General features: G+C 74.9%; 13 protein-coding genes and 3 tRNA genes. 2 read left to right on the top strand and 14 right to left on the bottom strand.

Features of this window, described 5'->3' with window-relative positions:
* Positions 1–32: 32 nt before the first annotated feature.
* The 6 genes from ACWCYO_RS18725 to ACWCYO_RS18700 form a co-directional block, all read right to left on the bottom strand.
* Positions 33–1,196, bottom strand: coding sequence for a C40 family peptidase (locus ACWCYO_RS18725; RefSeq protein WP_449784822.1), 1,164 nt, complete (start codon positions 1,194–1,196; stop codon positions 33–35).
* Positions 1,193–2,479, bottom strand: coding sequence for an SPFH domain-containing protein (locus tag ACWCYO_RS18720; RefSeq protein WP_449784821.1), 1,287 nt, complete (start codon positions 2,477–2,479; stop codon positions 1,193–1,195). The genes ACWCYO_RS18725 and ACWCYO_RS18720 overlap by 4 nt, the downstream gene beginning before the upstream one ends.
* Before the next feature lie 194 nt (positions 2,480–2,673).
* Positions 2,674–5,544 carry an Ig-like domain-containing protein gene (locus tag ACWCYO_RS18715; protein WP_449784820.1) on the bottom strand — a complete coding sequence of 957 codons (2,871 nt, stop codon included), beginning with the start codon at positions 5,542–5,544 and terminating at the stop codon, positions 2,674–2,676.
* Positions 5,545–5,893: 349 nt separating this feature from the next.
* A tRNA-Arg gene (locus tag ACWCYO_RS18710) sits at positions 5,894–5,969 on the bottom strand.
* A 31-nt stretch (positions 5,970–6,000) separates the two neighbouring features.
* A tRNA-Arg gene (locus tag ACWCYO_RS18705) sits at positions 6,001–6,076 on the bottom strand.
* A gap of 164 nt (positions 6,077–6,240) precedes the next feature.
* Positions 6,241–6,331, bottom strand: a tRNA-Ser gene (locus ACWCYO_RS18700).
* 178 nt (positions 6,332–6,509) lie between these two features.
* On the opposite strand from ACWCYO_RS18700, the gene ACWCYO_RS18695 reads away from it, so the two are divergent.
* The gene (locus ACWCYO_RS18695; RefSeq protein ID WP_449784819.1) at positions 6,510–9,935 is read left to right on the top strand and encodes a PAS domain-containing protein; all 3,426 of its coding nucleotides are present in this window, start codon (positions 6,510–6,512) and stop codon (positions 9,933–9,935) included.
* Between the two features lie 65 nt (positions 9,936–10,000).
* On the opposite strand, the gene ACWCYO_RS18690 is transcribed toward ACWCYO_RS18695, so the two are convergent.
* The 3 genes from ACWCYO_RS18690 to ACWCYO_RS18680 form a co-directional block, all read right to left on the bottom strand.
* Complete coding sequence (locus tag ACWCYO_RS18690) at positions 10,001–11,662, bottom strand: long-chain fatty acid--CoA ligase (RefSeq protein WP_449784818.1); 1,662 nt, start codon at positions 11,660–11,662, stop codon at positions 10,001–10,003.
* 169 nt (positions 11,663–11,831) lie between these two features.
* Positions 11,832–13,031 (bottom strand): hypothetical protein, encoded by a 1,200-nt coding sequence (locus tag ACWCYO_RS18685; protein WP_449784817.1) that lies wholly within the window; start codon positions 13,029–13,031, stop codon positions 11,832–11,834.
* Between the two features lie 46 nt (positions 13,032–13,077).
* Positions 13,078–13,950, bottom strand: a complete 873-nt coding sequence (locus ACWCYO_RS18680) for a DUF1906 domain-containing protein (protein WP_449784816.1) — start codon at positions 13,948–13,950, stop codon at positions 13,078–13,080.
* Between the two features lie 152 nt (positions 13,951–14,102).
* On the opposite strand from ACWCYO_RS18680, the gene ACWCYO_RS18675 reads away from it, so the two are divergent.
* Positions 14,103–15,194 (top strand): EamA family transporter, encoded by a 1,092-nt coding sequence (locus tag ACWCYO_RS18675; RefSeq protein WP_449784815.1) that lies wholly within the window; start codon positions 14,103–14,105, stop codon positions 15,192–15,194.
* An 88-nt stretch (positions 15,195–15,282) separates the two neighbouring features.
* Here ACWCYO_RS18675 and ACWCYO_RS18670 read toward each other — a convergent pair whose 3' ends face one another.
* The 5 genes from ACWCYO_RS18670 to ACWCYO_RS18650 form a co-directional block, all read right to left on the bottom strand.
* Positions 15,283–16,059, bottom strand: coding sequence for a pyridoxine/pyridoxamine 5'-phosphate oxidase (locus ACWCYO_RS18670; protein ID WP_270145870.1), 777 nt, complete (start codon positions 16,057–16,059; stop codon positions 15,283–15,285).
* 450 nt (positions 16,060–16,509) lie between these two features.
* On the bottom strand, positions 16,510–16,839 hold the full coding sequence (locus ACWCYO_RS18665; protein WP_270145868.1) for a hypothetical protein: 330 nt from the start codon (positions 16,837–16,839) through the stop codon (positions 16,510–16,512).
* 468 nt (positions 16,840–17,307) lie between these two features.
* Positions 17,308–18,672 (bottom strand): FAD-binding oxidoreductase, encoded by a 1,365-nt coding sequence (locus ACWCYO_RS18660; protein WP_270145866.1) that lies wholly within the window; start codon positions 18,670–18,672, stop codon positions 17,308–17,310.
* Between the two features lie 297 nt (positions 18,673–18,969).
* Positions 18,970–20,184 (bottom strand): MFS transporter, encoded by a 1,215-nt coding sequence (locus tag ACWCYO_RS18655; RefSeq protein ID WP_270145864.1) that lies wholly within the window; start codon positions 20,182–20,184, stop codon positions 18,970–18,972.
* Between the two features lie 46 nt (positions 20,185–20,230).
* Entirely contained in the window at positions 20,231–21,058 is an 828-nt protein-coding gene (locus ACWCYO_RS18650; RefSeq protein WP_449784814.1) for a MerR family transcriptional regulator, read from the bottom strand.
* Between the last annotated feature and the right edge of the window lie 21 nt (positions 21,059–21,079).

Raw genomic sequence — 21,079 nt, 5'->3', positions numbered from 1 at the left:
CGTGCTGTCGGGGGTCCGGTGTGAGCTGCGGACTACGGCCGACCGAAGTGGGTCGGGTAGTAGCCCGGGTCGAGCGTCGATATCCGAACGGTCCTGCCCGGCCGCGGCGCCTCCACGAACTTGCCGCCGCCCAGGTAGATCCCCACGTGGTGGATCCCCGAGGCCCGGCCGCTGTCCGACCAGAACACCAGGTCACCGCGGCGCAGCTGCCCCGCGCCGATCGGCGTGGTCGCCGCGTACTGGTCGTCGGCCACCCGCGGCAGACTGATCCCGCTGCGCCGGTAGGCCTGCTGGACCAGCCCGGAGCAGTCGTAGCCGGACGGGCCGTTGCCGCCCCAGACGTACGGCTTGCCCAGCTGGGCGAGCGCGTAGTCCATGGCCGCCTCGATGCTCCCGGAGGACGCGGTGGCGCCCGGGACCGAACCGGTGGCCGGCCGGTCGGCGGCCCGGTCCGAACCACCGCCGGACTGACCGGTGCGGCTGGCGTAGACGTCGTAGTGGCTGGTCCAGCGCCACTCGCCGCTGCTGTTCTTGAACCAGTACCTCGACCCGTCCCAGCCCTGGCGCAGGTCCCAGGAGGAGGCCGAGCCGTTGGAGACGGCCTTGCCACCGGAACCGGTGGAAGCGCCGGAGCCGCCGGACTGACCGGTGCGGCCGGCGTAGACGTCGTAGTGGCCGGTCCAGCGCCACTCACCGGCGCCGTTCTTGAACCAGTACCTCGACCCGTCCCAGCCCTGGCGCAGGTCCCAGGAGGAGGCCGAGCCGCTGGAGACGGCCTTGCCACCGGAACCGGTGGAAGCGCCGGAGCCGCCGGACTGGCCGGTGCGGCCGGCGTAGACCTCGTAGTGGCCGGTCCAGCGCCACTCACCGGCGCCGTTCTTGAACCAGTACCTCGACCCGTCCCAGCCCTGCTTGCCGGCCGCGGCGTGCGCGGAGCCGGCCCCGGCCGTCAGGCCGGCCACGCCGGCGCCCGCCAGCACGGTGGTGGCCAGGCAGGTGCTTCGAACGGCCCGGTGTATTCGGCTCCCCCCACCCGCCACGGCGGCCCGGGCGGTGCGCGGCCGGGCGGCGCAGTTCGGGCAGCCGCAGCCCGTGATCGCGGGGATGCTGCCGAGGCGTTCCTCGAAGCCGATCAAGCCGGAGTCGGCATCGAGACCGGTGTCGGGTTCGGCGTACGCGCCGGTGGCTATCCTCATGCGGGTCGTCCTTCCTTCCGCCCGGCACGGGCGGCCGGGGGCGGTACCGAGGCGGCCACTCCGGCCGGGGCGACGAAGGCGACCAGCAGTTGCTCCATCAGCGCGCTGCGGGCGGCCTCGTTCAGTTCGTGCGCGGTCGCGCGCTCCAGCCGGCGGACGGCCAGCGCCGCCGCCTCGACCGCGTCGTCGACCAGCACGGTCCGCAGGCCCGCGTCCAGGTCGGCCAGCCGGCGGCGGCGCATCGACTCGGCCACCTCGGGCGCGTAGTCCAGCGCCAGCGGCTGCACCGAGTAGACCTCCAGACCGGCCGGGGCGACTTCGGCGGCCAGCGCCCGGGTCATCTCGTCGGCGAACCACTGCCCGTCGCGCAGCGCGGGGCCGGGCGCCGCGTTGCTGTCGCACGGCAGGGTGGACGCGGTGCGGGTGAGCACCGCCTGGACCTGCTCGCGCAGGTAGCTCTCGTGGTCCTCGATCGCCAGCAGCGCCCGCGCGGTGTCCTTGACCCGCCAGACGACCAGCAGCCGGACGACGATCGGGGTGCCGGTGCGGTCGACCGCCTTGGCCGGCTCGCTGCGCCAGTGCCGCAGCCGGACGTCGACCCGGCGGCGCCGCAGCAGCGGGTTGACCCAGACCAGTCCGGACTTGCGCACCGTGCCCCGGTAGCGGCCCCAGCGGGTCAGCACCCGGGTCTCGCCGCCCGCGTTGGCCAGCAGACCGGCCAGCGCGAACACCACCAGCAGGCCGGCCGTGCTGACCGCGGCGATCGCCGGGGCGTCCACCTCGGCCCGGCCGCTCTCCCGGGCGGCGGCGCCACGCAGTTCGGGCAGCGCGTCCCAGTGCGGGAGGACGCCGGTGAGCAGCAGCACGTACACCACGCCGACCAGGCCGAGCAACACCACCAGCACGGCGATCCAGCCGGGCACGGCGGTGGCGGTGTGCTCGCGCAGCGCCTGGTCCGCCCGCGGGGGGCGGCGCGAGGTGGTGGCGGCGGCCCCGGCGCGGCCGACCTCGGGGAGCTCGACGGTCTCCGGGGCGGCCTTCTCCGGGGCGGCCGTCTCCAGCGGGTCCCGCAGGTCGGCGGGGCCGGCGGGGGACGGGCTGGGGACGACGGCCAGCGGGGCGGTCGCCGGGCCGCCGCCGGCCGGGCCGACCGGCTCGGCGACCTCGACGGTCGAGACCCTGGCCAGCGGGCTGGCGCCGGAGGCGGAACGTTCCGGCAAGGCGAGTGGGAACGACTTGGGCAGATTGTCGGGTCGCTGCGAAGAGTCGCGGGTGACGTCCATGCACGGATCCTCTGGGTCTGGTGTGTCGCGCAACGGGCGGCCCGGATCTGACGGGCAGTGCCAGAGTCAGGCTAAGTTCATACGTCATCAAATGCGACATTTAAGATGAGGTGTGTCGACATTTCCTGACGAATCATCCGAAGTGACATGACGCGCAGGCACATGGACGGCTGATCTGGATAGTTCGGCGCAGGTCAGCGCCGTCGGGCACCGGATCCACGGGCGAACACCCGGCGGGTGATCAGCCCGACTCCGGCGAGCACCAGCAACGCTCCGGCGAGCAGACCGCGCCAGCGGGCCTCCCTGGGCCGCCCGGCCGCCGACCCCTGGACCGGGGGCGCCGGCAGCGGCCGGGCCTGCGCACCGCCCGCCCCCAGTTCACCCTGGTCGTCGGCCGACCGGGGCTCGACCGCGTCGGCCGGCGGCGGCTCGGCCGCCCGGCCAGGACGGCCGCCGGACGAGGCGGGGGCGGCGGTGGACCCGGTGGCCGAAGCGGAGCCCGGGGACGGAACGGCGCCACGGGAGGGCGGGGCGGAGACGGCGGGAACGGGCGGAGAGGTCGGACGGGCCGAGCCGGCCGGAACGGCAGGGATCGCGGGCACGGACGGCACCGGCGGCACCGGCGGCACCGGCGGCGGGACGACGATCGGCAGCGGCCCCGGCGGGACCGGCCGGATCTCCGGGACCTCGATCGAACTCGAAGACGCGGTCGGCTCCGCGGGTCGCGGCGTGGATGCCACCGCCGCCGTGGCGCTCGCACTCGGAGCCGCACTCGAACTCGGCCCAACGGACGCCGTGGCAGCGGGTGTCGAGGAAGTCGGCACGGCCGCACCGGCAGTCGACGAAGCCGTGGCACTCGACACCGCCGAGGCCGACGCCACCGGGCTCGGAGACGCCGCAGCGGACGCCGAGCCGGGCGCCGCAGCGGCCACCCGCACCTGCGCTGGATCCGCCGAAGTCCCGTTCCCGGCCGGGTCGGTCGCCGTGACGGTCAGCCACTTCTCCCCGTCCGCCAGGTCCCGGTTGGCGGTGCAGCTCCAACTCCCGTCCAGCGCCGCCGTCGCCCCGCACAGCACCGCACGGTCACCCGAATCCGCACCTGCCGCCGCACCCACCGTGACCAGCACGTTCGCACCCGGTTCGGCCCGCCCGGTGAGCTTCGGCCGGCTGACCCGCAGTACCTCCCCCGGAGCCGGCGAGGTGAGCACCGGCTTGTCCGGCGGCACGGTGTCCACCACCAGCACGGCCGGCTGCCCCGCCCTCCGGTTGCCCGCCGGGTCGACCGCGACCGGGGTGAGCCGGTGGCTGCCGTCCGCCAGGTTCTCGACCGGCAGGCAGGACCACGCGCCGTCCGGCCGGACGGGGGCGCTGCTGCACAGGTCGGCGGAGGTGGACTGGTCGGTGACCGAGACGGTGCTGCCCGCCTCGCCGGTGCCGGTGAGCCGCAGCCCCGGGTCGTTGGTGTAGGCGGGCAGGGTGAGCACCGGCGCGGCCGGCGGCGCGGTCTTCACGGTGACCTTGGCGGCCTCGCCGCGCAGCACCATGCCCCCGCTGGTGGTCTCCACCGGGGTGAGGACGAGCGGTCCGGCCGCGAGCGCGCTGCCGGGGCGGCAGGACCAGGCGCCGCCGCGCTCGGCCTTCGCCCGGCAGAGCGTGCGGTCGCCGTCCCGGACCTCCACCGAGGCGCCCGGGACGGCGCCCTCGCCGCGGATCCGCGGGCGGGTGTCGGCCAGCACGGTGCCGTCGACCGGCTCGGCGATCTCGGGCCGCGCGGCACCGACGGTCAGCCTGATCCGCTGGTCGGAGACCTGCCCCGAGTCGGCGAACCCGCCGGAGGGGACGAGCTGGCTGGTGTCGCGGCCGATCCGCAGCCGGGCCCAGGTCTCGCCGGAGGCGGCACCGGGCGGCACGGTCCACTCCAGGGTCGCGGTGTCGGCGCCGGCCGGGATCTCGGTCTGCGCCCGGCCGGCGGGGTCGAACCGGCCGCTGTGGTCGAAGTCGATCCAGCCGGCCAGGGTCGCGGGCTGGTCGCCCACCGCGACCGGGACGGTGAGCCGGTAGCAGTGGCCGATCGCGGCCTCGTCGGGGAAGCCGATCGACGGGTCGGCGCCCTGGTACTCGCCGCGACCGGGCTGGAGCTTGGGCGGCGGCAGGCTGGCGGCAGGCCTCGCGAAGGGGTCGCCGCGCCGCACGGCGCCGTGGTCGAGCTCGACCAGCGGTCCGTCGCCCGGTGAGCCGCCGGGCCGGGGCCGGGCGCGGCGGGACGGGGTGGTGGCGTCGGTGCCCAGGAACAGGTCGGAGACCACGTGCGAGGCGTTGCCGTAGGCCTGCGGCGCGGTGCCGAGGTCCTCGTCCACGGTGACGGTGTAGGCCTGCCGCAGCTCCGGCGGGGCGGTGGTGCTCCCGGCCCGGGCGGTGGAGCGCTGCTCGACCCGGAACACCGCGGTGCGGATGGTCCCGGTGAGCTCCAGGGTGCCCTCGGCGGCGGAGCCGGCCACGCCGTCGGAGGAGGCGTCGCTCCCGGCGGGGGCGAGGGAGTCGCCGTCGACCTTCCAGCCGGGCCAGTCGGTGCGCCCGACCAGGGCGGGGGCGGCGGGCGAGCCGCCGGTGAGGGTCAGCCGGGCCGCGGTGCTGGTGGTGCCGGACTTGCCGGTGGCCACCGCGGCCAGCCCGCTGAGGTGCAGCCGGGGGTTGCGGACCGGCCGGGAGAAACCCAGCCGGAGCGTTCCGACGGTGCGCCAGGAACCGTCCGGCTGCGGATGGTCGGGGGTGACGCCGAAGGTCCGGGCCGGGTCTCCGGGCTGCATTCCGTCCGCGTACACCGTGCGGGGATTCCCTCCTCCGGAACGGTCGGCCAGTCGGCCCACCGCGGCGCTGACCTCCGTACCGGGCGCGGCCGAGAAGTCGAACTGGACGGAGAGCCCGGACGGCAGTACCGCCCGCTGCTGAGCCGACCAGGAGTCCGGGGACTGCTGGGCGACCGAGAGCGGGGCGTGCCAGCCGGTCAGCGCCCCGACCGTGAGGACGGCCAGGGCGGCAGCTGCGCGGGGAAACCGTCGGCTCATCCGGCTCTCCTTCACGATCGGCTGCCGGGTGGCGGGCAGAACGGGCACAAGATCTGACAAACGGAATCACGATCCCGAGCCGGTCATACCGCGACATCTGCGCTTTTGGCCGCGTCCCACCCGTTTGGCGGCGATTCGGGCGGCAGGACGGGATGTACCCGTAACAGCCGCAACTCATCCGCGCCGGTGACCTGCGCCCGGCCCCGACCGCCGACCGGCTCGGACTGGTTCCCGGACCACCGGGACGTGCCGTGGATCAACCGGACCGAGCCGGGGTGACCCGCGTCACGAGCGGGCCGGTCCCGGAGAAAACGGAGAAGCCCCCGGCCGGTGGCCGGGGGCTTCTCGCTGGTGCGCTCAGCAGGATTCGAACCTGCAACCTCTTGATCCGTAGTCAAGTGCTCTATCCGTTGAGCTATGAGCGCAAGGAACGGGCGAACCCGATCTTGCGGAGTTTGGTGCGCTCAGCAGGATTCGAACCTGCAACCTCTTGATCCGTAGTCAAGTGCTCTATCCGTTGAGCTATGAGCGCTCGCCCTGTGAACGTTGTCCTCGGGGCGTTGCGTGGACAACATTACATGACCTGCGACGCAGGACGAAATCGATTGATCCGCCCCCTCCCCGGCCGGCCGGTGATCACGCCCCGGACATGCAGAGGAGCCCCGCCGACAAGATCGTCGACGGGGCTCCCGGCTGCGGAGGCTGAGGGATTTGAACCCTCGATCAGGAATAACCCCGAAACCGCATTAGCAGTGCGGCGCCATAGACCGGACTAGGCGAAGCCTCCCCACATGGATCACGCCCGCGCGAAGCGGACCCGTTCCGTGTGTCAGCGATGATGCCACAACCCTGGGGTCCGGCACCAACCACCGCCAACGTTACTAGGCGGGTCGTCCCCACCGCAAAGAAGAATGAGATACTGCCGACTCCGGAGGAGCTGCCCTGAGCCGAGGAGACCTGTCGACGTGAGCAGCAGGCCGATCCGAGGCGCTGCTCGCCTCGACGCCATACTCGACGCCCTGCCCGACGCGTTGTTGCTGGTGAACAGCAACGGCACCGTCGTGGACGCCAACAGCGCGGCGGTCCAGGCGCTGCAGGCGCCGGGCACCTCGCTGGTCGGCATGGGTGTGCTCGGCCTGCTGCCCGAGTTCGACCCCAGCCGGATCCCCGGCTCGATGCGCCCGGCCACCCGCGCCGGCGACACCCTCGACCGCCCGGTCCGGATGACCGCCCACCGCACCGACGGCACGACCTTCCCGGTCGAGGTCTCCGGCAACGACTTCGCCACCGACGGCGGCGACGGCTACGGGCGCTCCCCGTACGACCTTTACCGCGAGGGCCCCCGCGCCTCCTCGGCCTCCGACCTGCTCCTGCTGCTGGTCCGCGACCTCTCCGGGCGGCTCGGCGTCGAGGCCGAGCTGCGCCGCCAGCACAAGCAGACCGAGATGATCCTGCGGGCCGCGGCCGAGGGCGTGCTCGGCGTGGACCTCGAAGGCCGCTGCGTCCTGGTCAACCCGGCCGCCGCGCACATCCTGGAGTACCGGGCGAGCGAGCTGGGCGGACGCGAGCTGCACCCGCTGATCCAGCACTCCCGGGCCGACGGCACCCCGCTGGCGCTGGAGGAGTCCGCGCTGCTGGACACCCTGACCTCCGGACGCAAGCACCGGGTGCGCGGCACCGTGCTGTGGCGCAAGGACGGCCGCCCGGTCACCGTCGACCTCACCACCGCCCCGGTCCGGGACGGCGACCAGCTGGTCGGCGCGGTGATGACCTTCACCGACCGCAGCCGCGAACTCGCCCTGATCGCCCGCAACGAGCACCTCACCGCCGTCCTGGAGAGCGAGCTCGGCGGCGCGCTGAACGCCCTGAACCAGCGGCTGGACCGGCTCGCCGCCGACCCCGCCGGGCAGCTCTGGCCGGAGGCCAACTGGACCCTGCGCCGGCTCGCCGACGAGTGCCGCCGGTTCGGGAAGCTGATCGACGGGGTGCTCGAGCACCAGCGCTTCGAGGCCGGCGACAGCGGACCGGCCGAGGGCAAGGACGCGAAGGACGGCAAGGACGGGCGCCAGGCCGCGCAGCGGGTGCCGGTCGGCCTGGACAAGGTGGTCCGCCGGGCCGTCGAGGAGGCCGGCGAGCTGGTCGGCCCGGGCCGGGTGCGGTTCTCGGTGCACGCCGCCGCGGTCGAGGTGATCGCCGACGAGCAGCGGCTCGCCCAGGCGCTGGCCCACCTGGTCGCCGACGTCAGCGGCGCCACCCTCGCGCTGGACCCGCCCACCGTCCCCTCCCCCGGCCTGGCCGTCCCCGGACTGACCGTGCCCGGGCTGGGCAACCCGACCGCCCCGCCCGTGCCAGCCGAACCGCCGACCGTCGTCGTGGCCGCCGCCCAGCGCGGCGAGGTCGCCCGGGTCGAGATCCGCGGCCCGGGCGTCGGCGGCAGCCCCGTCCACCTGCCGATAGCCCGCGCGGTGGTCGAGCGCCACGGTGGTGTGCTCCAGCCGCACGAGCTGCCCGGCAAGGCCGGGACCACGTACGTGGTCGAGCTGCCGCTGGACCCGGTCGCCGCGAAGGCCGCCGCCGAACGCGCCGCCGCCGAGGGCCGCTCGGACCGGCCCAAGGAGAGCGACAGCGCCGTCCTGCCCGAACTGCCGGGCATCCCGCAGCTGCCGAGCAGCGGCGACACCGCCGAGGACAAGGGGAGCGCGGAGACCTCCCCCGGCGCCCCGTCCGGACCGGGCGGACCGGACGCCGCCGGTGCCGAGCAGCCCGCCCGAAAAGCCCCCGAGGCGGAGCGGGCATCCGCCGAGGAGCCCCCGGCCGAGCGCCGCGGGCGCCGCGGCCGGCCCGCCGCCGAGACCCCGGCCGGCGAGGCCGCCACCTCCCCGGGCGACCCGGCCGACCCGGCCGCTCCGACCGCCCAGTGGCCGAACGCCCCCGCCCGGGCCGAGCGGGCCGTCCCCGAGCAGTGGAACGGCACCGGGAACGATCCCGCGTACGGCCGCCGCGGCCTGGCCACCCCGGAGGTGGCGCAGAGCGACCCGTGGGGCAAGGACGACGGCCGCTCCGGCCCCGCCTACGCCGTGCCCGTCGAGGGCGGTCGCCCCCAGCAGCCCCGGCCCGCCGGCCGTGAGCCGCTCGCGCTCGGCCCCGCCCCCGCCGAGGACGGCGCCGAGGCCAAACCGCGCAGGCGCCGCGCCCTGCCCTCCGCCGAGGACTCCTCGGGCGGCTTCGCGCTGCCCGGTGTGGGCGACACCCCGGTGTACCCCGGTCTGGAACACGCCCTGCCCGCCGGTCCGGCACCCGCTCCGGCCGAGCCCGCCGCCGCACCGACCGGCCGTCGGCGCCGGCTCTCCGTGCCGCCCGGGCCCGCGGCGGACGCCCCGGCCGGAGCCGCCACCCCGCAGACCGGCGGCGCGCTGGAGCCCGCCCGGCCGGTGCTGCCCGCAGCCGAGGAGCAGAGCGCCCCACGCCCGGTCGGCAGCGGCCTGGCCGAGCTCGCACCGCCGCGCCCGGTCGTCGCCCCGGTCGGCGCCCCGCCGGTGCCCGCGCTCCCGGCGCAGCCGCCGGTACCGGCCGTGCCGCGCCCGATGGCCGAACTGCCGGCCGCCGGTGGCGACCGCCCCGACCCCGAGCGACCGCAGCCCGCGTCCGGCGAACTGGCCAACACCCGCCGACTGCTGGTCTGGCCCGAGCCCGACCCGGCCACCGGCCAGGCCCTCCAGTCACGCGGCTACCTCCCGGTGATCGTCCGCTCCCGCGAGGAGGTGGACGCCCAGGTGGCCGGCTTCCCGGCGGCGCTCTTCGTCGACCCGCTGACCAGCCCGATCACCCGCACCGCGCTCCAGTCGCTGCGCACCGCGGCGCTCAACAGCCGGATCCCGGTGCTGGTCACCGCCGGCCTCGGCCAGGCCACCCGGGACGCCGCGTACGGCGCCGACCCGGCCGTGCTGCTGCGCGCCCTGGCGCCGCGCGACGGCGAGCACCACGCCCCGCGGGTGCTGCTGGTCGAGGGCGACCCGGACATCGCCGCCGCCATGATCAGCAGCCTGGAGCGGCGCGGCATGCACGTCGAGCACGCGGTGGACGAGAACGACGCGGTCGCCCGGGCCAGCAGCGTCCAGCCCAACCTGGTGGTGATGGACCTGTTCCAGATCCGCCGCCGCCGGGTCGGCCTGCTGGACTGGCTGCGCGCCAACGACCGGCTGCACCGCACCCCGCTCGTGGTCTACACCTCGGTGGACCTCGACCCGCGCGAGCTGCCCCGGCTGCGCACCGGCGAGACGGTGCTCTTCCTCGCCGAGCGCTCGACCAGCGAGGACGTCCAGTCCCGGATCGTCGACCTGCTCGGGCGGATCGGCGCGATGGGCGAGGCGGGCGTCGCCGCCGCGGGCTGAGCCCAGCCCGGACGTGCCGAAGGACCGGCCCCCGTGCGGAATGGGGACCGGTCCTCCTGTTCGGCCTACTCCTTGCCGAGCGTGGTGACGTCCAGCTCGTCGGCCGCGTAGCTGGCCCGGATCACCTTCTTGTCGAACTTGCCGACCGAGGTCTTCGGCACCGACTCGACTATCGCCCAGCGCTCCGGCAGCTGCCAGGAGGCGATCCGCTCGGCCAGGAAGGCCCGCAGCTCCCTCAGCCCGGCGATCGCGCCCGGGCGCAGCACGACGGTGGCCAGCGGGCGCTCGCCCCACTTCTCGTCCGGGACCGCGACCACGGCGGCCTCGGCCACCTCGGGGTGGCCCATCAGGGCGTTCTCCAGCTCGACGGAGGAGATCCACTCCCCGCCCGACTTGATGACGTCCTTGGCCCGGTCGGTGAGGGTCAGGTATCCGTCCGCGGTGATGGTGCCCACGTCGCCGGTGCGCAGCCAGCCGTCCTCGGAGAACTTGTCGTCCGGGCGGACCGGGTCCTGCCCGGCGCCGCCGTAGTAGGCCCCGGCGATCCACGGGCCGCGCACCTCCAGCTCGCCGGCGGCGACGCCGTCGTGCGGCATCCGCTCGCCGCCCGGGCCGATCAGCCGGGCTTCGACCGAGGCCGGGAAGAGGCCCTGGGTGATCCGGTACGGCCACTCCTCCTCGGGGGTGAGGCCGCCCGGCGGCTGGGCGAAGGAGCCGAGCGGGGAGGTCTCGGTCATGCCCCAGGCGTGCAGCACCCGGATGCCGTGGCGCTCGTCGTAGGCCTTCATCAGCGAGGGCGGGCAGGCGCTGCCGCCGATGACCACCATGCGCAGGCTGGAGGTGTCGTAGTCGCCGGCGTCCAGCTCGTCCAGCAGGCCGCTCCAGATGGTCGGGACGGCGGCGCTGACGGTGGGGCGGACGGCGGCGATCATCTCGGCCATCGGCTTGGGCTGGAGGAAACGATCCGGCATGAGCAGGTTGGCGCCGGACATGAAGGCGGCGTGCGGGATGCCCCAGGCGTTCACGTGGAACATCGGAACCACCGGCAGGGCGGTGTCGCGCGGGGTGAAGGCGAAGTTGTCACCGGTGTTGACCTGCATGCAGTGCAGGTAGATCGAACGGTGGCTGTAGAGCACGCCCTTCGGGTCGCCGGTGGTGCCCGAGGTGTAGCAGAGCACCGCGGCCTGGCGCTCGTCGATGTCGCGCTGCCACGGGAAGTCGGTGGGCCGGTCGGCGATCAGCTCGTCGTAGTCGTGCACGCCGCCCGCGAAGTCGGCCAGCAGCGAGCGGTCGCCGGGACCGGCCACCACGACGTGCTTCAGCGTGGGCGCGAGGTCCGGCAGTACCGCGGCGAGCAGCGGCAGCACGCTGCCGTTGACGATGATCACGCGGTCGGCGGCGTGGTTGACGATGAAGGACAGTTGCTGGGCGGGCAGCCGCAGGTTCAGGGTGTGCAGCACGGCCCCCATCGCGGGGACGGCGAGGTACGCCTCCAGGTGGAAGTCGTTGTTCCACATCAGGGTGGCGACCCGGTCGTCCCCCGTCACGCCGAGGTCGTCGCGCAGCGCGTGCGCGAGCCGCGCGGCGCGGGCGCCCACCTCGGCGTAGGTCCGCACGACCGGCCCGGTGGCCTCCCAGGTGGTGACGGTCGACCGGGCGTGGACCGTGGACCCGTGCTCCAGGATCCGGGCGACGGTGAGCGGTACGTCCTGCATCGTGCTGAACACGGGTCCTCCTCGACCTGGCGGCACTGGTGGCTCCTGCGGCACACCTACCGGGCGGTAATGCGCGCGGACCTGCCCGATTGTGCCGTTCCGTCCGCCCGCTGTCAGCACCCCGACCCCGTTGCACCGGTCACGGATTCGCCCCGTTTCCTCCCCTGGGGAACGGAGCGGCTCAACGGTGGTCGGGGCGGCAGAGCCGCAGCGAGTTGGCGGGATCCGGGGGGAAGGCGGGGTCGAGGGTCCAGCCCTGCTCGGCGGCGATGCGCAGGGCCTGGTGGGCGCCGGCGCCCCGGTACGTGGCGCGGTGGAGCTGGATGCGGCGCAGGAAGGCGCCGTCCGGGGCGAGCAGCCGGCCGTAGCTGTCGGCGGTGCGGCCGAGTTCGCGGGTGGCCTCGCGCTTGAGGATGCGGCGGACGTGCCGGTCCCAGGCGGCCGGGCTGCCGGTGAACTCGGCGCGGAAGGCGCGCGGGCCGACCGTCCAGCGGGCGCCCCAGCGCTCCCAGTAGTCGGGCTCGGGGCGGTCCACCCAGAAGGTGAGCAGGCCGTACACCGGGACGTAGACGATCTGGAGCAGGAAGATCACCGGCAGCATCGGCGCGAACCGGCCCGGCTGCGGGCCCCACGGGGTGCCGGGGGCGGCCGGCGGGTCCTGCGGGGAGGGGGCGCTCACCGCGGTCGGGGCGGGGAAGCGGCGGACCAGCCGGACCCGCTCGGCGGTGGTGCCGGACGGCTCCCCCTGCCAGCCGAACCGCTCGGCGACCCGGAACACGCCCTCCGCGCCGAGGCCCCGGTAGAGGCGCACGGCGAGCTCGGCCGACACCTCGCGGCTGAGGTCGAGCTGCATCACGCCGCCACCGGCCGCGTGGCTCGCCTCGGCGGCGGCGATCCGGCGCTCCAGGACCGGGGTGACGTAGCGCTCCCAGTCCTCGGGGCGGCCGGAGAGCTCGGCGCGCAGGCGGCGCGGCGGGATGAAGCTGCGGTTGACCCTCAGCCAGCCGTCGGAGCTGGGGCCGTCCCCGCCGTAGTCGGAGAAGATCGCGGCCGCGAGGACGACCACCAGGCCGAGGATCCAGAGCGGGGCGTAGATCCACTGCAGGAGGAACTGGACCAGCACGACCGGGCGGTTGCGGCGCGGCAGCGGTCCGGGGAGGGCGCCGGGCTGCTGCGGGGCGGCGAACCGGACTGCGGGGTACGGCGGTTGGGAGCCGGGCGGCTGTGGGGCCCAGTACGGCTGCTGCTGCGGGACCGGCTGGGCGTAGGGGTTCTGCCGCCCGTACGGGGCCTGTTGGGCGTACGGGTTCTGCGCGTACGGGTTCCGCTGCGGTGCGCCGCCGTACCCGGTCGCGCCCGGGTGTTCCTGGCCGTTCGTCATGCCGCCCCTCGTGCTCGGTGGGAGCAGCCACCCTATCGACGGGCGGTCAGCCGGCGGTGGGGCCGTCGACGTGGTTGCGGTCGATGGCGAGGGTCTCGCCGACGTAGGTCTCCTGGACGTTGCCGCGGTACTGGTGGACGCGCTGGTGGGAGGGCCAGAGGTCGGGGGCGAGCGGGCCGGAGCCGTTGGTGTCGGCATGGTCGTCCCAGCGGGCGTACCAGAGGGCGTCGGGCAGCGGGGAGCTGCCGGCCCGGGCGGCGGCGCTCAGGTCGGCGACGCCGGAGTCGAGGCTGGAGTAGAAGCCGGAGCGGTAGCCCGCCGCGTGCAGGGCCTGGGTCCAGCCGAGGGTGAAGTCGACCACGGCCTGGCCGCAGGCCGCGTCGTGCATCGGGTAGGCCTCGATGTCCAGGTAGACCGGGCTGCCCTTGTCGAGGCCGAGCGAGCGCATCGCGTGCACGGCCTCGTCGGCCTCGTCCCGGCCCTGCTGGGCGGCCTTGGCCGGGTCGATCCGCTCGGGCTTGCGGCTCGGGTCGGCGCACGGTGCCTGCAGGCCGACGTGCACGGGCAGGAAGCGCCAGCCCATCGCGCGTGCCTGGCGGACCCAGTCCGCGGTCAGCCGGGGCTGGGGGCAGCCGCGCTGGGAGCCGCTGACGTAGATGCCGACCGCCCCGTACGGGGAGGCGGCGCGCCAGGCCCGCAGGGTCTCGGGCCCGGGCGCGGCGCAGGCGTCGAAGGCGGGGCCGCTCCAGTTGTCGCGGATCAGGGGCGGACCGATCCGGTCGGGGAGCGTGACGGCACGGATGCGCGGGAGGACGGCGGCGGCCGGGGCGGAGGCTTCGGCGTTCCCGCCCGTCCCGTCGATGGCGAGCAGGAGCACGAGGGAGGCGGCGAGCAGGGCCGCCGGGCGGAGATGGCGCACCCGGCCTTGATACTGACGGACCATCGGACGAACGCGTCAGCCACGCCGCAGGCCCCGCGCGGGTCCACCCTTTCGGGCACATCCGTCCGCATCCGTCCCGATATTCGTAACGAGCTTGCCCGTTCATCACTCCTTACGGCAAACTCGCCAGCATGCCCACTTCCCGTACCAGCGAAACCGCTGCACCCACCTCGGCTGCCGCCGTCGCCGAGGCCCTTGCCATGCCGCCCGCCCCCAAGGGCGAGCCGGCCGGCGAGAGGGGTAGCTGGCGACGAGGTGGGGAGCCCGGCTCCGCGGCGCCCCCCGGGGTGCACCCCGGCCGATCCACCGGCCGGTTCGGCAAGCTCTTGCGGCGCCCGATGGGGGACCCCTCGGCCGAAGGCTGGGAGAGGATCCCGGCGCCGCTTCTGTGTCTGGTCGCGATGTTCCTGGTGCAGACCGGCATCGCCCTGTCCAAGCCGCTGTTCGGCCCGCTCGGGGTCAGCGGCACCACCTTCCTGCGGCTGGGCTTCGCCGCGGTCATCCTGCTCGCCGTCACCCGGCCCCGGCTGCGCGACAAGCGCCCGCGCGACCTCGCCGCGGCCGCGCTGCTCGGCATCGCCTCGGCCGGGATGACCTTCCTGTTCGCCGGGGCGATCGACCGGCTGCCGATGGGCACCGCCGCGACCATCGAGTTCCTCGGCCCGCTCGCGGTCGCCCTGGTCTTCGCCCGGCGCGCCAGCCACCTGCTCTGGGCGCTGCTCGCGGCGGCCGGCGTCGTCCTGCTGACCCTGCTCGGCGAGGGGGACGGCGGCGGCTCGCTCGACCCGGTCGGCCTGCTCTACGCCTTCGGCGCGGCCGCCTGCTACTCGGTGTACATCCTGTTCACCGACAAGGTCGGCGCGACCTTCCAGGGCTTCCAGGGCCTGGCGGTGTCGATGACGGTCGGTGCGCTGGTCCTCGCGCCGTTCGGGTTCGGCGAGGCGTGGAACGGGCTGACCGCACCCGGCGCCTCGCCGCTGGTGCTGCTCGCCTCGGTGGCCGGGGTGGCGGTGCTGCTGCCGGTGGTCCCGTACGCGTTGGAGATGACGGCGCTGCGCCGGATGCCGCAGCGGGTGTTCAGCGTGCTGGTCAGCCTGGAGCCGGCGGTCAGCGCGCTGGTCGGGCTGGTGGTGCTCGGCCAGCTGCTGGGCGCGGCGCAGCTGGCCGGGATCGGCTGCGTGGTGGCGGCCAGCGTGGGGGCCACGCTGACCGGGCGGCACTGACGGGCCCTCTCGGCGTTCGCGGCGTTCGCGGCGTTCGCGATCTTCGCGGCGCTGAGGACGCTGAGGGCACTGAGGGCGCTCGCGGCGCTTACGGCCAGAGCAGGGTGCGGGACCACTCCGGGGCGCGCACCGGGCCGGTGCGGGTGTACCGCAGCCGGACGTGCCGGCGCTGGGCGTCGCCCTGCCAGAACTCCACCTCGTGCGCCCACAGGGTGTAGACCGCGTGGCCCGGCGCGACGGCGTCCGGGGTGGCCTCCAGCCGGCGGCGGGCGACCGCCACCGCCTCGTCGTACTCCTCCAGCGCGCCCAGCGGCTCGCTCTGCCGCCCGACCAGCGCGCCGATCCGCGCGGCGGGCGAGCGGGTGGCGAACTCGGCGGCGGCGACCAGGTCGGCGGCCCGCTCGACACTGCCGCGGACCCGCACCTGGCGGCCCAGCTGCGGCCAGTAGACGGTCAGCGCGGCGGCCGGGTGGTGGGCGAGCTGGCGGCCCTTGGGGCTGTCGGCGGCGGCGGAGAAGTTCCACCCGGTGCCGGCCGCGTCCACGTCGCGCAGCACCAGCACCCGGGCGTCCGGCATGCCGTCGGCGTCGACCGTGGAGAGGGTGAAGGCCTGCGGGTCCAGCACCCCGGCGTCCAGCGCGGTGGCGAGCCAGTCCACGAACAGCGGGCCGGGCTCGGCGGGGGCGGCATCGGGGTCGAAGGAGGGCAGCGGACGGGCCATCGGCGGGCGGCCGAGCAGCAGTTCGGGGACCGACCTCGGCTCGGGCCGGCGCTCGTCGAGCGGTGCCGGGCACGCGTCCGCCTGCGGCTCCGGTGCGGGCTTGGCCCCCTCCGGGCCGGTCAGGCCCTCGTCCTCCGCCGCCATCGCGCACCTTCCTTCCGATTGCCGCGATCGCCGCCCCGGGCCGGGCCGTCCGTTCCGGGCCCGGGCGCGTGGAGCGCTGTCGGAGCGCAACCGTACCGCCGTGGACCGACGGCCCCGGGCGCGGGCCCTCGGTGGGCGGATCCGGGCCGCTCGCACGGGTGGTGCGGCCAGTACGGTTCGAAGCCCCGTACGGGCCGGGCTCGTACGGGCCGGGGCTCGTACGAACCGGCGCCGGACACACTCGTGGGCGGTACCGATGGCGGCACCGCCCACGAGGCCGGTTTCGCGGCGACCCTTTCCGCTGGCCGGTCAATGCGTTCGTCCGATCCCTCCGGTCCGCACCCGGACGGGATTCCCGCCCGGAGACCGCTTCGAAGCCCGCCACGGGTGCTCAGCTCACCCGCGGCCGTCCACCTCCGGCGCCCCCGCCGTCGGTGGTGCCCGAGGCGGTCAGCGGAAGTTCGGGGAGAAGATGACGTCGACGTTCTTGTTGCCCTGGCCGGCCAGGACGTTGCCCGCGTTGCCCTTCACCGCGAGGGTGTTGTTCTGGTTCGAGGCACCGGATCCGGTGGCCGTCTGCTGGGTGGAGACGTAGTTGCCGTCGACCCCGCCGAACACGTTGCCGGTCCCGGTGTCGGACACCACGCCGGCGTTGGAACCGGTCCCGGCGGCCGCGCCGTTGTCGGCGGCGGCGACCCCGGCACCCGCCAGCAGCAGACCTGCCGCCAGCGGGACGGCGAGCAGGAACCCGGATGCCCGCCGGGTGTTGATGCGAGCCATGTGCGCCTCCAAGAAGCTGTTCATCGTGCATTGGTTCGTGCGTTGGTCGAGTTTGGGTGCGGGGGTTCGCTGGCCAGACGAACACCTGCGGGCTGCGACGCCAGAAGACAGACTTCCGCAACAAATCGACAAAGCGCTAGCCGACGGAGCGGTTTTCGCCCGTTTGCGTGATATCCACCGGAGCCGCGAATAACGGGCAGCGAAGCGGAAAGTGCGCCGACACACCGCCACTGACCTGGGAATTCGCCCGAAGGGTGGCCGTTCGGCGGCCGCCGGGAAGCGGCGTTTCGATGTACTGCGAACCGCCGGGCGCACCACCCCGGCGCGAGCCACCACGGAACACGCCCCGGAAAAGTTCGACAACCCTTCCTTATCGACTTTTCCAGCCATTCACAGACCATCGGAAAGTCGTACCGAAAATGCGGGCAGCGAAGGGTTCGAGGGCAGGAAATATACCCACGCCGAAAATCAGACCATCTTGCCCGGATTGAGGATTCCCAGTGGGTCGAAGACCGCCTTCAACTGTCGCTGCAGGTCCAGCGCGACCGGCCCCAGCTCACGGGCCAGCCAGTCCCGCTTGAGCAGCCCCACCCCGTGCTCCCCGGTGATCGTGCCGCCCAGCTCCAGCCCGAGCGCCATGATCTCGTCGAAGGAGCGCTGGGCACGAGCCGTCTGTTCCCGGTCCGAGGCGTCGAAGATCACGATCGGGTGGGTGTTGCCGTCGCCGGCGTGGCTGACCACGCCGATGGTCAACGCATGCCGCTCCGCGATCTCCGCGACGCCGTTCAGCATCTCGGCCAGCCGGGAACGCGGCACCGCCACGTCGTCGATCATCGTGGTCCCCAGCCGGTCCATCGCGGGCAGCGCCAGCCGGCGGGCCGCCAGCAGCAGGTCCGACTCCGCCTGGTCCTCGGCCGGCACCACCTCGGTCGCCCCCGCCTCCCGGCACAGCTCCGCGACCCGCGCCAACCCGGCCTCCCGCTCCGGCCCGTCGAAGGCCACCAACAGCAGCGCCCGGGTCGACTCCGGCAGCCCCATCCGCCCCAGCTCGTTGACCGCCCGGACGGAGACCGAGTCCATCAACTCCATCAGCGACGGGGCCAGCCCGCCCGCCATCACCGCGCAGACCGCCGCACCGGCTGTGTCCGCGCTCGGGAACTCCGCCGCCAGCGCCAGCTGCGGAGCCGGCGCGGGCCGCAGCGACAGCACCGCCCGGACCACCACGCCGAGCGTCCCCTCCGAACCGACCAGCAGCCGGGTCAGGTCGTACCCGGCCACCCCCTTCGCCGTCCGGCGCCCGGTGGACAGCAGCCGCCCGTCCGCCAGCACCACGTCCAGCCCGAGCACGTACTCGCTGGTGACGCCGTACTTCACACAGCAGAGGCCGCCCGCGCCGGTACCGATGTTGCCGCCGATCGTGCAGGACTCCCAGCTGGACGGGTCCGGCGGGTAGCACAGCCCGAACTCCTCCACGGCACGCGACAGTTCGGCGTTCACCACACCCGGCTCGACGACCGCGAGGCGGTTCACCGGATCGATCTCCAGGATCCGGTTCAGCTTGACCAGCGACAGCACGATGCACCCGTCGACGGCGTTCGCCGCCCCGGACAGCCCCGTCCGGGCCCCCTGCGGCACCACCGGCACCCGCAGCTCGGTGGCGGTGCGCAGCACGTGCTGCACCTGCTCGACCGTCTCCGGGAACACCACCACGGCGGGCGCACCCGCGGCACAGAAGCCCGCCATGTCATGGCTGTAGACGGCGGTCACGTCCGGATCCACCACCACCGCCTCCGCCGGGAGACCTCGCGCCAGCCGCTCCGTCAGGTCACTCATCGCCGCCTCCACTCACCGCCTCCACCTCCGCACTCTGCCCGGCGGGCTGGGGCCGGGCAAGTGAGCCTCGGACCGGGGCCGACACCGCAGGACGGGGGGCGGCAGGAGACGACCGGGCCCGGGCGGGCCGGGCGCCGCGGCAAGACGGGGGAGGAAACGGCACCCCACCGGGCCGGGCAAAGTGAGCCTCGGACCGGGGCGGACGACGCCGCAGGACGGGGGCCGGGAGCCGACGGACACGCCCGGCGTCGTGCGGCAGGACGGGGAGCGCTGAGCACCACGGCAACCGCACCCCGGTCAGGCGCGCCGCAGGGCCGGGATGGCGAGGGCCGCCAGGCCGGCGGTGGCGGTGGCGAGGGCGCAGAGGAGGGTGGGCAGGGCGGCGCCCGTCGCATCCGCCAGTGCGCCGAGCAGGCCGGTGGACAGCACCAGCGCGAGGCTCTGCACCAGCGTCAACAGTGCCTGGACCCGGGACAGATGGGACGCGGGAGCGCCGCCGAGCACCAGCGGGCCGAGGTGGCAGGCGAACAGCCCCGAGCCGATGCCTGTCACCGTGCTGCCGGTCACCGCCCCCGCCGGGCCCGCGGACAGTGCCAGCAGCGCGACGCCCACCGAGGCCGTACAGAGTCCGGCCGCCGCCCCGACGCCCGCCCGGGGCAGCCCGCCGCGCCAGGCGACCAGCGCCGCCACCGCGAGCACCCCGGCCGCCTGGCCACCGGTCACCAGCCCGGCCGTCCCCGCCGCCCAGCCGTGCGCCCGGGCCAGCAGCGGCCCGAGCAGCGACACCACCGGCAGGAGCGCCCCGGCGGCGGCGCCGGTGAGCAGCAGCGCGGCCCGCAGCAGCGGATCACCGAGGGCGAGCCGGACACCGGCCGCCGCCTCCCCCAGCAGCCCCGCGCGGGCGGGGAGCGCGGAGCCGGACCGGTCCTGCGCCGGCCGGACCCGCAGCAGCACCAACAGGACCGCCCCGAAGCTCACCGCGTCCGCCGCCGCCGCGCCCGCGAGCCCGCCCACCGCGACCAGCAGTCCGCCCAGCGGCGCCCCGAGCAGCACCGCGCTCTGCCCGCCGGCCTGCCGCAGCGCGAGCGCCCGGGGCAGCCGGTCGGCGGGCACCAGCCGGCGCGGCATCGAGCCGCTCGCCGGGAGGTAGAACGCGTCGACCGTCCCGATCACGGCGGCCGCCGCGACCAGCAGCCACAGCGGCACGCCCCGGTCGCCGGCCACCGCGAGCGCCAGTGCGACGGTCGCGGCCAGCATCACCGCGTCCCCGGCGAGCATCACCCGGCGGGCGCCGAACCGGTCCGCCACAGCGCCGCCCAGCAGGACCAGCGCGGTGCGCGACACGGTGATCGCCGTCAGCACCAGCCCGGCCGCGCCGCCGCCGTACCCGGAGGCGGCCCAGCCGAGGGCGAAGTTCAACGCGGCGTCACCCAGCAGTCCGGCCTGGGCGCCGGCCAGCCAGAGCAGGTACGGCCGGGGCAGGCACGGCCGGGGCAGCGCGGTGGTGGTCATGCCGGGCGACGCTAGGACCCTCGACCAGGTCGAGGGCAAACGCCGGTTACCGGCGGACCACCGGTTCCTGGAGCTCGACGACCCAGCCGGACACGTCGTCGGGGGTCTCCAGGTAGCGCTCGCGGGCGTAGCCGGCCGAGCGGTAGCCGTTCTGTTCGATGAAGCGGGCCAGCGCCTGGAAGCTGCCCACCGCCGCGTCCATCGAGCCGCGGTGGACGATCGTCGCCGCTTCCTCGATCCGCGGCAGGTCGAGCACCTCGAAGTCGTCCCGGTCGGCCGGCACCGAGGGCGAGATCTGGACGGCGACCCGGATGAGCACCGAGCCGTCGCCCTCCGGCGCGTCCTCGTAGCGGGCGACGGACGGGCCGGCCTCCTCGATCCCGGCCCCGGCGAGCCGACGGCACAGCTCCTCGAACAGCGGGCCGATCACCGGGGTGATGTCCTCGGGCTGGTAACTCGCGGCCACACCGGTCAGTTGGGCCACCCGGACGGACGGCACGGACTTCACCACGACATCGTGCTGGGACATGTTCCCCTCGCTCTCGATCGTCCGGAGCCTCGCCTCCACCCGGGCCAGCCGCTGCTCGTCCGCCGCGATCGCCTCGGCGAGTTGGGCCCGCCGCAGCCGCAGCATCCCGCGCAGTTCGGCGGCGTCCGGCTGCTCGTCCAGGACGGCCCGCACCTGCTGCAGCGTGAAGCCGAGCTCCTTGAGCGCGATCACCCGGTTCAGCCGGGCGAGTTGGCCCGCCTCGTAGGAGCGGTACCCGGTGACCGGGTCCACCCGGGCGGGTCTGAGCAGCCCGATCGCGTCGTAGTGGCGCAGCATCCGCACCGTCACCCGACCGTGGCTGGCGAAGTCTCCGATGGTCAACATGGTGCTCCCACTCCACCCCCT

It is taken from the genome of Kitasatospora sp. NPDC001683 (genome assembly GCF_053596495.1).
Note: the sequence above shows the minus strand (reverse complement) of the source record. Positions and strands in the feature narration are given on the sequence as shown.